The organism is Solirubrobacter pauli (assembly GCF_003633755.1).
Lineage (GTDB): Bacteria > Actinomycetota > Thermoleophilia > Solirubrobacterales > Solirubrobacteraceae > Solirubrobacter > Solirubrobacter pauli.
The window spans coordinates 1454443-1465875 of sequence record NZ_RBIL01000001.1 but is presented as its reverse complement, the minus strand read 5'-3'; the positions used below and the strand labels follow the sequence as shown (position 1 = coordinate 1465875).

Sequence of the window (11433 nt, the reverse complement as noted above, 5' to 3'; positions counted from 1 at the left end):
CTAGTTGTGCTTCTCCAGCTCGGCAAGGGCGGTCGGCCACACGTCGCGCTCGGCGTTCGAGCCCAGCCACAGATCCAGGTGCGCGTAGCCGGAGATCACGTCGTGGGAGTACAGGCTGTTGCCGTGGGCCTTGCGCAGCGTGTCATACGAGCGCTGCAGGCCCTTCGGGACGAACATCTTGTTGTGCTCGCCGGTGATGAAGTTGATCGGGACCTTGAAGTTCTCGAGGTTGGCCCAGTAGGCGTCCTTGCCGCCGGCGTCGCGCGCCTCGCTGGCGCGGATCATCAGCGAGATGTGCTCGAAGAACGTCAGGTTGCCGCCGCCGAAGAAGCCGGGCACCGCCTGCTCCATCGTCGGGCGGTTGATGTTCTCGTAGTCGTAGACGTCGCCGTAGATGAAGTAGATCCGGCGCGCGATCGGCGTGTTGTAGATGTGCTTGAAGGGCACGAGCCGCATCACGGCCTCGATCGCCTTGCCGTCCCAGCGCTTCGGGTCGTACTCGACGTCGAGGAACTTGATCCCGAGCAGCTTGAACAGCGTCGCCATCCGCGCCCAGGCGCGGGCCTGGTTGCCGGGGGTCGGGATCGGGTTGCCGGCGAGGCTGGAGAAGGTCGCGCTGCGGACACCTTCCATGCCGGCGCCCATCGCCATGAACAGCGACAGCCCGCCGACGCAGTGCCCGAAGACCTGGACGGTGTCCTCGCCGGTCCGCTCGCGGACCGTGTCCACCGCCGCGGGCCAGTCGCGCAGCGCGATGTCGTCGACGGTGAACTGCGTGCGGCTCGCCGGCAGCTCGGGGCTGGCGCGGTAGTCCAGCAGCCAGACGTCGTAGCCGTGCTCGCCCAGGTACTGGACCCAGTTCTTCGGCACGGTGTCGATGGCGAACGCGCTCGCGGCGTTGCCGTAGCCCGGCGCCAGGACGATCGGACCCTTGTTGCCGAACTGGTGGCGGGTCAGACGGATCTCGGTGCCGTCGGAGGTGGAAACGGGATGTGTCTCGGTCAAGGGTGTGCGTGTTCTATCCGCGCTCGGCGGGCGAATGCAAGCGCCGAACGGTCAGGGCGGTATTCCCACAGGCACGCCGGACTCGGATAGAAACTCCCAATGCAAGCCGCCATGGACCGACTCGAGCGCTTCATCGCTCGGCGTCGCCGAATCGTCCTGATCATCTGGTTGGCCATCGTCGTGGTCTCGATTCCGTTCGCCGGGCGGCAGACCGAGAACCTGACGGGCGGCGGCTTCGAGAGCGCCGGCTCGGGCTCGCAGGTCGTGTCCGAGGCGCTCGGCCGGGACTTCGGCCGGCCGGCCGAGATGCTGTCGGTGGTCTTCGACAACCGCTCGGGCGACGCGGCGAAGCTCGCCGCGGCGGTCGACCGCGTCGAGCGTGACGGCTTCAAGGACGTCGACGCGGTCCGGCTCGACCCGCAGGCCGCCGACGCCGCGCGGGCGTCGACGGACCCGGTGGTGATCATGCCGCTCGTCGTCGAGGGCGACCGCGACGAGGCCGTCGACGCGGCCACGGTCATGCGGGAGAACCTGCACGCGGGGGAGGCGGGCGACGACCTCGCGGTCCACCTCGTCGGGCAGAGCGCGTTGTGGGCGGGCATCCAGGAGCTGTCCAAGGAGGACCTCGAGCAGGCGGAGCTCTTCGGGCTGCCGATCGTGCTGATCATCCTGCTGATCGTCTTCGGCTCGCTCGCGGCGGCCGCGCTGCCGCTCGCGCTCGGCGTCGCCGCGGTCGTCGTCACCGGCGCGATCATCTTCTTCCTCTCGCAGGTCTACGGCATGTCGACCTTCGTGACCAACATGGCGTCGATGCTCGGCATCGGCGTGGCGGTGGACTACTCGCTGTTCATCCTCGCCCGCTACCGCGAGGAGCTGGGCGCGGGCCACTCGGCCGACGACGCCCGGGCCGTGGCGCTGCGCACCTCCGGCATGGCGGTGGCGTTCAGCGGCGTGACGGTGATCGTCGCGCTGGCCGGGCTGTTCCTGATCGACGCGACCGTCGTGCGCTCGATGGCGGTCGGCGCGATCGTGGTCGTCGGCATCGCCGTGCTGGCGGCGGTCACGCTGCTGCCGGCGCTGATCGCCGCGCTCGGGCACCGCGTGTCCGAGCCGGGGAAGCTGATCGGCCGCTTGAAGCGGCGCCGCCCGCCGCGGACCGGGCCGACCTTCTGGGAGCGCTGGACGGCGATGCTGATGCGCCGCCCGCTGCCGTTCGCGCTCGCGGCGACGGCCATCATGCTCGCGATCGCGTCACCCGCGCTCGTGATGAAGGAGAACACGGCGGCGATCGCGATGTTCCCGAAGGACTTCGAGACGCGCGTCGGGTTCGAGCTCGCGTCCGAGCAGCTCGGCGGGCCGGGCTCGCTCGGGATGGTGGAGCTGGTCGCGGACTTCCGCGGGCCGGTCGACCAGACGGCGCTGTCCTCGTTCAAGGGTGACCTCGAGCGGCTGGAGAACGTGCGCGCGGTGCAGGATCCGGTGATCTCCGAGGACGGCCAGAAGGCGCTGATCCTCGTCACGCCCGAGCAGTCGCCCGAGAGCGAGGCGACGGTGGCGCTGGTCAAGCGCCTGCGCGGCCTGCTGCCCCCGACGGGCGGCACGCTGCACGTCGGCGGTCCGACCGCGCAGAACCTCGACGACACCGCGGTCATCTCCGGGTCGCTGTGGAAGGTCGGCCTGTTCGTGGTGGTGCTGAGCTTCCTCGTGCTGCTGGTCGTGCTGCGCAGCGTCGTGCTGCCGATCAAGGCGGTGCTGATGAACGCGCTGTCGGTCGCCGCGTCCTACGGCGTGCTCGTGATGGTCTTCCAGTGGGGCTGGTTCGACTCCGTCACCGGCTTCGAGTCGCTCGGCTACGTGCAGGCGATCACGCCCGCGCTGCTGCTGGCCGTCGTGTTCGGCTTGAGCATGGACTACGAGGTCTTCATGCTCTCGCGCATCAAGGAGCGCTACCACGCGACGCACGACACGCAGCAGGCCGTCGCCCAGGGCCTGGCCGCGAGCGCCAAGACGATCTCCAGCGCGGCGCTGATCATGGTCGCGGTGTTCGCGATCTTCGCCGGCACGGGCGTGCCGCAGGTCAAGGAGATCGGCGTCGGCCTGGCCGTGGCGATCGCGCTCGACGCGACGATCGTGCGCCTCGTCCTCGTGCCGACGACGATGGAGCTGATGGGCGACAAGAACTGGTGGATCCCGAAGTGGCTGGACCGGGTGCTGCCGAACATGGACTTCGAGTCCTCCGAGACTCCCGTGACGAAGAAGGCCGAACAAGAGGTGGCTACGACCGCATGACCAAGACCGTGCTGATCACCGGGTGCTCGTCGGGCATCGGCCGCGCCACGGCGCAGGTGCTGGCGAAGAACGGGTTCGAGGTGTACGCGACCGCGCGCCGGACGGAGTCGATCGCCGACCTCGAAGCGGACGGCTGCAAGACGCTGGCGCTCGACGTCACGAGCGAGGAGTCGATGGCCGCGGCCGTCGCCGCGATCCCGCAGGGCATCGACGCGCTGGTCAACAACGCCGGCATCCAGGAGGTCGGGGCGATCGAGTCGGTCCCGATGGACCGCGTCCGCGGGCTGTTCGAGACCAACGTCTTCGGCCCGGTGCGGCTGACGCAGCTCGTGCTGCCCCAGATGCGCGAGCGGCGGGCCGGCACGATCGTCACGGTCGGCTCGATGAACGGCAAGTTCACCTGGCCGGGCACGGGCTATTACTGCGGCACCAAGCACGCGCTGGAGGCGATCAGCGACGCGCTGCGCTACGAGACGCGGCCGTTCGGCGTCAAGACCGTGCTGGTCGAGCCCGGCTTCGTCAAGACGCCGCTGGGCAAGACCGCGGTCGGCCGGCGCGTGCAGGAGCCGGGCCCGTACGCGAGCTTCAACGACGAGGTGGCCGAGGTCACGTCGAGCTACACGACGGGCGCGCTCGGGATGCTGGCGTGCAGCGCCGAGGCCGTCGGCGAGACGATCCTCAAGGCGCTGACGTCCGACAAGCCGCGCGCCCGCTACCGCGTGGCGCCGTCCGCCGGGCTGTTCATGTCGCTGCGCAAGGTGCTGCCGGACGCGGGCTTCGACGCGCTGTTGCGTTCGCAGATGCCCAAGCCGAAGCCTTAAGGAGCTTCCTACAGCCGCCGCTGGAAGAAGTCGACGATGTCCTCGGTCTCGGCCGACACGTAGCGGTAGCCGTCGTAGCGGCCGCTCGAGGGGTAGTGCACGACCGGCCCGTCCAGGGTCGGCGTGCCCTCCGCGAAGCCCAGGACGTCGACCATCGTGCCCCAGCGGTCGCCCGTGCCCTGCACGTACTTGACGACGGTCCCGTCGAGCCGCTTGGCCGGCTCACCCGGATCCTGCACGCTCGGTGGCGGCGTCTTGGTCGCCCGGTAGATCAGCTCGATCGGCGCGACGATCAGCGGCCCGAAGATCCCGAACTGGTCGAGCGCGAAGTTGTTGTTGAAGGTCGTGACCTTGGCCGGCTGGACCGCCAGGATCGCCTTGATCGGCTGGCACTCCGGGGCGCCGTAGAGCGCGATCGTGCCGCCCATCGAGATCCCGATCGACCCGATCCGCTCGCCGTCCACGTCCGCCCGCGTGCGCAGGTAGTTGACCGCGCCGACGAAGTCGTTCTTCTCCAGCGGCCCGAACGACACGAGCCCCTTGCCCTTCTGGCTCTCGCCGTGGCGGCGGACGTCGTACAGCAGCACGCTGTAGCCCGCGTCGTGCAGCGCCTTCGTGGCGGGCAGGAAGTCCACGTCGCGGTCGTCGATCGGCGCGCGGCCGGCGACGTTGCCGAGCCGGTTCCACATCCACCCGTGCACGAACACGATCGTCGGCTTGGGACCCTCGCCCGCGGCGGGCACGAACCAGCCCTTGATGCCGACGCCGTCGGACGCCGGGAACGCGACCGGCTCGTAGTCGAGCCCCACTTCCGCGGGCGTCCGTGACACGGGCTCACGGCGGGAGAGGAGCATCAGGCGCGTCAGGGTCAGGAGCCGCTTCATACGTGCGACCATCTCACACTTGATGGGCACGCAGCCAGTCGTGATCGCCGCGGGAGCGCGGACCCCGGTCGGCAAGCTCAACGGCGCGCTGTCGGCGATCGACGCGGTCGAGCTGGGCGCGCACGCCGTGCGGGCGGCGCTCGAGCGCACGGACCTGCGGCCCGACTACATCGCCGTCGGCAACGTCCTGCAGGCCGCGAACGGGCAGAACCCCGGGCGGCGGGCCGCGCTGGCCGGCGGGGTCGGGCGGACGGTGCCGGGGATCACGCTCAACGACGTGTGCCTGGCGTCGATGAGCGCGGTGGCGATGGCCGCCGCGATGATCCGGGCCGGGGAGGCGACGACGGTGCTCGCGGGCGGGTTCGACTCGATGACCCGGGCGCCGCACGCGATCCACCTGCGGCCGGGCACGAAGATGGGCGCGCGGGCCATGACCGACGTGATGGTCCACGACGGCCTGCACTGCTCGATCGCGGGCGAGGGCATGGGCGCGATGTCGGACGCCGAGAACGTGCGGCTCGGCGTCACCCGCGAGGCGCAGGACCGGCTCGCGGCCGCGTCGCACGCGCGGGCGCTCGCGGGCCGAGGCCGGCTCGCCGACGAGATCGCCCCGATCGGCGACCTGACGCACGACGAGGGCGTGCGCGAGACCGCCTACGAGACCCTCGCGGATCTGGCGCCCGCGTTCACCGCCGACGGCACGATCACCGCGGGCAACGCGTCGCAGGTCTCCGACGGCGCGGCCGCCGCGATCATCACCACGGCCGACCGGGCGAGCGACCCGCTGGCGGAGGTCGTCGGGCGCGCGGTGGTGGCCGGCCCCGACTCGACGCTGCACCTGCGGCCGGCCGAGGCGTCGCGGCTCGTGCTCGAGCGTCACGGCCTCAGCGCGGCCGATGTCGACCTGTGGGAGATCAACGAGGCGTTCGCCGGCGTCGTCATCGCCTCCGCCGACGCGCTCGCGATCGACCTGGACCGCGTGAACGTCAACGGCGGCGCGGTCGCGATCGGCCACCCGCTCGCGGGCTCCGGCCTGCGCCTCGTGCTCACGCTGGCGTACGAGCTGCGCCGACGTGGGGGAGGCGTCGGCGTCGCGACGCTGTGCGGCGGTGGCGGCCAGGGTGAGGCGATCCTGCTGCGCGCATGACCGACGTCGCCGTCATCGGGGCCGGGCCGTACGGGCTCGCGACGGCCAAGGCGCTGCGCGACCGCGGGCTGTCCGTGACGGTGTACGGCCGGCCGATGGGCTTCTGGCGCGACCACATGCCGGCCGGGATGCTCCTGCGCAGCGGGCCCGACTGGCACATGGACCACGCGGGTGAGCTGACGTTCCTCGCGTTCTGCCCCGACCCGCCCGACCCGATCCCGCTGCCGCTGTTCCTCGACTACGCCGCCTGGTTCCAGGACGAGGCCGGCATCGAGGTGGTGGAGGAGCAGCTGACCGCGCTGCCCGACGCGCCGTTCGTGGTCGCCGCGCCCGGCGTCGCGTACTTCCAGCACCGGCCCGGGTGGGCCACCGACGAGGCCCACACCGTCGACTACGTCGACTTCGCGGACGCGTCCGGCGCCGAGTACCTGATCGTCGGCGGGCGCCAGTCGGCCTACGAGACCGCCGCGCTGCTGCTCGAGCACGGCGCCGCGCGCGTGGACGTCGTCCACCGCCACGCGCAGCCGCGCTTCGCCGAGACGAGCTGGGCGTTCGTGGACGAGCACGTCCGGCGCACGCTCGACGTGCCCGACTACTGGCGCACGCTGCCGGAGGCCGACCGCACGGCGATCGCACGACGGTTCTGGGAGGTCGGGCGGCTCACGCTCGAGCCGTGGCTCGCCCCGCGGATCGTGGACGCGCACGTCCACATCGGCGAGGTGGTGTCCGCAAGCGGACACGTCGAGCTCAGCGACGGCGCTCGCCTGCGCCCCGACCGGATCGTGCTCGCCACCGGCTACGCCGCCGATCTGGCCCGCGTGCCGTACCTCCCGCCGCTCGCGACCGCCGCGCTCGACGAGCACATGCAGTCCGTCGCGCGCCCCGGCCTGTACCTGCCGGGCTTCACCGCGACCGCCGACTTCGGGCCGTTCTTCGGCTTCGTGCGCGGCGCGCCCGCGGCCGCGACGCTCGTGGCGCGGCACATCGCCGCCGCCACCTGACCTTTCGGACTCGCTTTTTCCGCGCGTTCGGAAGATGATCAGCGCCATGGCAGCAGGCCTGACTCAGATGGCGCGCAGCGCCCCGTCGGCGGCGCGCGGCGAGCGCCCCGTGACCACGTACCGCGAGGACCTGATCACCGCCGCCCTCACGGTGTGGCCGATCGTCGCGATGTTCTTCGACGGCCGCGGCCACAACAACAAGACGGGCCAGGAGTCCTTCTGGTCGCTGCCGCACCTGTTCCTGTACGCCGGCATGACCGTGATCGGCGTGTGGGTGGGCCTGCTCGTCACGAAGTACCAGCTCGCCGCCGGCGCTGATCCGCGCAAGTCGCTGATCCCGGACCTCAAAGCCATCCCGGTCGGGTACGGCGTCGCCATCCTCGGCCTGATCACGCTCGGCCTCGGCGGCCCGACCGACTTCATCTGGCACTCCGCCTACGGCTTCGAGGTCGGCGTGGACGCGATCTACTCGCCGCCGCACCTGCTGCTGTTCTTCGGCGGTCTGCTGGTGAGCTCCACCGGCATCCGGTCGATGTGGGCCAAGCAGGACATCGCGCTGGACTTCAAGGGCTTCGCGCCGGTGCTGCTGAGCACGATGCTGTTCATCGGCGTCTCCGGCTTCATCACGATGTACCTGTCTGCGTTCATGACCAACGTCACGCCGACGAGCGACTTCGTCGCCGACTACCAGGCGAACTTCAAGGACGACTTCACCGACCAGACGCAGTCGCTGAACGCGGGGCTGACCGGCTACGGCGACGACCAGTGGCCGTTCTACTACTACTCCGCCAGCCACGGCATCGCGTCGATGATCATCACGACGCTGATCCTGCTCGGCCCGGCGCTGCTGCTCCTGCGCCGCTGGCGCATCCCGTTCGGCGCGATGACGCTGATCTTCACCGGCTACGGCCTGCTGGTGAGCATCATGACCGAGTACCGCGACTGGCCGCTGATCTTCCCGCTGATCCTCACCGGCCTCGCGATCGACGTGCTGCAGAGCCGCGCGCCCGCCGGACAGCGGCTGACGCTCGGCGGCATCCGCACCGCGGGCCCGATCGCGGCCGCCGTGCTGTGGATCTCCTACTACGGCATCCTCGCGCTCGACAAGGGCATCGGCTGGGAGCCCACCCTGTGGGTGGGCGCCCTGATGGTCGGCGTGATGAGCGGCTTCGGCGTCGCCTTCCTGATCGCGCCGCCGGCCTACGGCCCGCGGCTCGTCGACGCCGAGTCGAACTAGATCCCGATTCCCGGGACGCCTCCGGAGCTCATCTGGAGGTCGTCCCAGGCCTTGGCGGCCAGCTCCCAGTCGGACTCGGAGTCCTGCGTCTCCGGGTTGCGCAGCATGCGGATGAGGTACGCCATCGCGGACAGCATCGCGATCGCCGCGAACGCGATCTGGACGCTCAGCACGCCCTCCTCGGTCCAGTAGACGTCGTCGAGCTCGAGCAGCAACGCGGACTCGTCGAGCACGAGGGCGACGCCCACCCCGAACGGGAACGCGAGGTACTTGTCGAGCTGCTCGCCCTTCGTGCCGATGGCGACGCCGCCGGCCGCGAGCGCGAGGATCCCGCCCGGCAGGAAGTGGTGGATGTGGCGGTCGCCGACCACGACGTCCTTGATCGGGCCGAACCCGCCCTTCTCGCGGATCGTCCACGTGATGCCGCGCGTGATCCCGAACGCGACCGTGAAGGAGGCGAGCATGTTGAACAGCGCGTTCTCGCGCGTGCGGGAGACGGCGTAGCCCTCGCGCAGCGTCATCAGCGCCTCGACGGGCTTCGAGCGCCGCTCCTCCTCGGAGTGGATCTGGCGGGAGCGCGGGAGCGTGCCGAGCCGCCACACGCGCGTGAGCTCGGCGCCGAACACGGTCAGCACCGCGCCGCCGGCGAGGAAGCCGAGCACGTGCGTGCGGCCACTGGACCTCGTTCTGACCGCCTCGGCGGCCTTGAGCCGCTTAGCCTTGCGCGGCGACACGCTGCTTTGACCCCCTGCGTAGGTACACCTGGGCGAGCTGCTGGACGAAGATCACCCCGAACTTGACGAGCGCGCCGAGCTGCGCGCCGAGGCCCGGTCCCGAGGACCGGAACGTCGTGAGCTGCTTGGCGAAGTCTCGCATCCGGATGATGATGATCCCGGAGCCGACCACCTCCGCGCCCTCGTCCTCCCCCTCGGCGACGTGGCCGCGGAGCACGCGCGTGAACAGCGTGGTCGTGTCCTTCCACAGGTCGAACCCCGCGTCGTTCTCCACCACCTTGTGGCCGATCATCGTCAGCGGGTGCCCGACGCCGTCGTAGAAGTGCAGCCGGTAGAGCATGTGCTTGACGCCCGGCTCCTGGTCCACGAACAGGTTGAAGAACCCGGCGACGACGGGCAGCCGGCCGCCCAGCGCGTCGCAGTGCACGTAGCCGCGCGCGTCCGCGGGCCGCAGCGGGTCCTGGCTGAAGGCGTCGATGTCGGCCACCTCGATCGTGAGGTGGAACATGAACGCGGCCGAGCCGTCGCGGTCCGGCTGCGCGCCACGCGCGTAGTCGGTCTCGCCGAACGTGACGTGGCCGAGCATCTCCTCGGTGAAGCGAACGGTTGCGCTCATCTGGCCGCCGCCTCCGCGGCTCTCCGGTCGGGGTCGATGATCTGGTCGGCGAAGCGGTCCGCGAGCGCCGCGATCGTGAAGCTGGGGTTGGGGCCGGTCGGGCCGGGCATGACCGAGCCGTCGGCGACGTGCAGGCCGGGCTGGCCGAAGACGTTGCCGAACGCGTCGACGACGCCCTCCTCGCGCGTGCGGCCCATCGGCGCGCCGCCCAGCGGGTGCACGGTGATCACGCGCTTGAGGAACCAGATCGGGTTGTCGGCGAAGCGCCCGCCGAGTACGCCCGCCATGTCGCGGGAGATCGTGCGCACGCGCGAGAAGTAGTCCTCGGACGCCTTGCGGTTCCAGTCCAGGTCCAAGCGGCCGTTCCTGAGGTGCATCCGCCCGTCGGGGATGTCGCGACCCATGCTCAGGAGCGGCAGGCCGCCCGAGGAGAGCTCGCTCGGCAGCATCAGGTCGGCGAGGTGGGCGGTGACGTCGGTGTCCGGCGAGCCCTTGAGCCAGTTCTTGACCAGGTGCGTCGCGCCCGTGCGCCAGCGCCACAGCTGCACAGGGGCGGAGAGCACGTGCAGGATCCAGGCCAGGTGCTGCGGGTAGCCCGCGTCCTGGAGGTAGAAGCCGCGGCCCTCGCCGCCGTCCTCGGCGCCCGGGATGCGTGCGGTCGTCGTGATGACCGGGCCGTAGCCCGGGTCGACGATCCGCGGCTCGCGCTTGCCGTCGGTGACCTTGCTGGTGTTGAGGATGAGCGTGAGCAGGTCGCCGTTGCCGCAGAAGCGCGTGCCGATCTTCTTGCTCAGCCCGGGCAGCGCGGACCGGTTGCGCAGCAGCAGGTTGGTCGTGCCGAGCGTGCCCGCCGACAGGATCAGGTGGTCGCACGTCAGCGTGACCGTCGGCGGAGCCTCGGGCGCGCCGGCGTCCAGGTCCGCGTAGTGGACGGTGTAGCCGCCGCCGGCGCGCGGCTCGAAGCGGCGCACGTCCGCGAGCGTGCGGATCTCCGCGCCCTGGTGCTGGGCGTGCGTGAGGTAGTTGTAGTCGAGCGTGTTCTTGGCGCCGAAGTTGCAGCCGACGTCGCACTCGCCGCACATCTGGCAGGTCGTGCGCGTGCGCCCGTGCAGGTTCGGGAGCTCCTCGACGATCGCCTCGCCGGGCACGGGCGGGCGGCCCTCGTTGGCGAACGTGACCGCCAGCGGCGGGTGGTAGTGCTCGAGCCCGAGCGCGGTCGCGGCCTCCTTGAAGGCGAGCGTCTTCGGCGTCGACGCGTACGGCTCGTGCTCGACCGGGAAGCGCTGGAAGCCGATCATCCGCTCGACGCGGTCGTAGTGCGGGTCGAGCGTCGCGCGGTCGACGGGCCAGTGCTCGTACCCGCCGTCGTTGAGGTCCTCATGCACGAACCAGCGCTCGTCCTTGCGGATGAAGACGTTCGCGTAGATCAGCGAGCCGCCGCCCAGGCCGGCGGAGACGAGCGCGTCGATGCCCTTGAAGGACCAGTAGTGGTACATGCCCGTCAGGCCGCGCGGCGGGTCCCAGAAGCTCTCGCGGGCGCGGTACGGGCTGCGCGTGAACGAGCCCGGGGGATACGGCCGGCCCCGCTCGAGGACCAGGGCGCGCTTGCCCGCCTCGGCCAGCCGGTAGGCGGTCACCGCTCCGCCGAACCCGGAGCCGACGACGATCGCGTCGAAATGCGTGTCAGGACTCAATGTGG

At 70.8% G+C, this 11433-nt stretch carries 10 protein-coding genes; 5 read left to right on the top strand and 5 right to left on the bottom strand.

What is annotated here, in order from left to right; genetic code table 11:
* Positions 1-1005 (bottom strand): alpha/beta fold hydrolase, encoded by a 1005-nt coding sequence (locus C8N24_RS06775; RefSeq protein ID WP_170178895.1) that lies wholly within the window; start codon positions 1003-1005, stop codon positions 1-3.
* Positions 1006-1116: 111 nt separating this feature from the next.
* Between C8N24_RS06775 and C8N24_RS06770 the strand changes: the two genes are divergently transcribed.
* Both C8N24_RS06770 and C8N24_RS06765 read left to right on the top strand, forming a co-directional pair.
* Positions 1117-3294, top strand: coding sequence for an MMPL family transporter (locus C8N24_RS06770; RefSeq protein ID WP_170178894.1), 2178 nt, complete (start codon positions 1117-1119; stop codon positions 3292-3294).
* Entirely contained in the window at positions 3291-4115 is an 825-nt protein-coding gene (locus tag C8N24_RS06765; protein WP_121249261.1) for an SDR family NAD(P)-dependent oxidoreductase, read from the top strand. Before C8N24_RS06770 ends, C8N24_RS06765 begins: the two co-directional genes overlap by 4 nt.
* Before the next feature lie 8 nt (positions 4116-4123).
* Here the strand turns inward: C8N24_RS06765 and C8N24_RS06760 are convergent, their stop codons facing one another.
* Positions 4124-4999: an alpha/beta hydrolase gene (locus tag C8N24_RS06760; protein ID WP_170178893.1), complete on the bottom strand. Its 876-nt coding sequence runs from the start codon at positions 4997-4999 to the stop codon at positions 4124-4126.
* 22 nt (positions 5000-5021) lie between these two features.
* Here C8N24_RS06760 and C8N24_RS06755 point away from each other — a divergent pair, with 22 nt between their 5' ends.
* The 3 genes from C8N24_RS06755 to C8N24_RS06745 are packed head-to-tail and all read left to right on the top strand — an operon-like array spanning position 5022 to position 8384.
* Positions 5022-6146 carry an acetyl-CoA C-acyltransferase gene (locus C8N24_RS06755; protein WP_121249257.1) on the top strand — a complete coding sequence of 375 codons (1125 nt, stop codon included), beginning with the start codon at positions 5022-5024 and terminating at the stop codon, positions 6144-6146.
* A complete protein-coding gene (locus C8N24_RS06750) occupies positions 6143-7147 on the top strand; it encodes an NAD(P)-binding protein (RefSeq protein WP_121249255.1) in 1005 nt (334 codons plus the stop codon). Before C8N24_RS06755 ends, C8N24_RS06750 begins: the two co-directional genes overlap by 4 nt.
* Before the next feature lie 46 nt (positions 7148-7193).
* The gene (locus tag C8N24_RS06745; protein ID WP_147447666.1) at positions 7194-8384 is read left to right on the top strand and encodes a hypothetical protein; all 1191 of its coding nucleotides are present in this window, start codon (positions 7194-7196) and stop codon (positions 8382-8384) included.
* On the opposite strand, the gene C8N24_RS06740 is transcribed toward C8N24_RS06745, so the two are convergent.
* The 3 genes from C8N24_RS06740 to C8N24_RS06730 are packed head-to-tail and all read right to left on the bottom strand — an operon-like array spanning position 8381 to position 11428.
* Complete coding sequence (locus C8N24_RS06740) at positions 8381-9118, bottom strand: hypothetical protein (protein ID WP_147447665.1); 738 nt, start codon at positions 9116-9118, stop codon at positions 8381-8383. The genes C8N24_RS06745 and C8N24_RS06740 overlap by 4 nt on opposite strands.
* A complete protein-coding gene (locus tag C8N24_RS06735) occupies positions 9099-9734 on the bottom strand; it encodes a hypothetical protein (RefSeq protein ID WP_121249249.1) in 636 nt (211 codons plus the stop codon). The genes C8N24_RS06740 and C8N24_RS06735 overlap by 20 nt, the downstream gene beginning before the upstream one ends.
* Complete coding sequence (locus C8N24_RS06730) at positions 9731-11428, bottom strand: GMC oxidoreductase (RefSeq protein WP_121249247.1); 1698 nt, start codon at positions 11426-11428, stop codon at positions 9731-9733. The genes C8N24_RS06735 and C8N24_RS06730 overlap by 4 nt, the downstream gene beginning before the upstream one ends.
* Between the last annotated feature and the right edge of the window lie 5 nt (positions 11429-11433).

Excerpts from the sequence above, each read along its gene's own strand:
- C8N24_RS06770 (WP_170178894.1), top strand. The coding sequence starts at position 1,117 with ATGGACCGACTCGAGCGCTTCATCGCTCGGCGTCGCCGAATCGTCCTG.
- C8N24_RS06765 (WP_121249261.1), top strand. The coding sequence starts at position 3,291 with ATGACCAAGACCGTGCTGATCACCGGGTGCTCGTCGGGCATCGGCCGC.
- C8N24_RS06760 (WP_170178893.1), bottom strand. The coding sequence starts at position 4,999 with ATGAAGCGGCTCCTGACCCTGACGCGCCTGATGCTCCTCTCCCGCCGT.
- C8N24_RS06755 (WP_121249257.1), top strand. The coding sequence starts at position 5,022 with ATGGGCACGCAGCCAGTCGTGATCGCCGCGGGAGCGCGGACCCCGGTC.
- C8N24_RS06750 (WP_121249255.1), top strand. The coding sequence starts at position 6,143 with ATGACCGACGTCGCCGTCATCGGGGCCGGGCCGTACGGGCTCGCGACG.
- C8N24_RS06745 (WP_147447666.1), top strand. The coding sequence starts at position 7,194 with ATGGCAGCAGGCCTGACTCAGATGGCGCGCAGCGCCCCGTCGGCGGCG.
- C8N24_RS06735 (WP_121249249.1), bottom strand. The coding sequence starts at position 9,734 with ATGAGCGCAACCGTTCGCTTCACCGAGGAGATGCTCGGCCACGTCACG.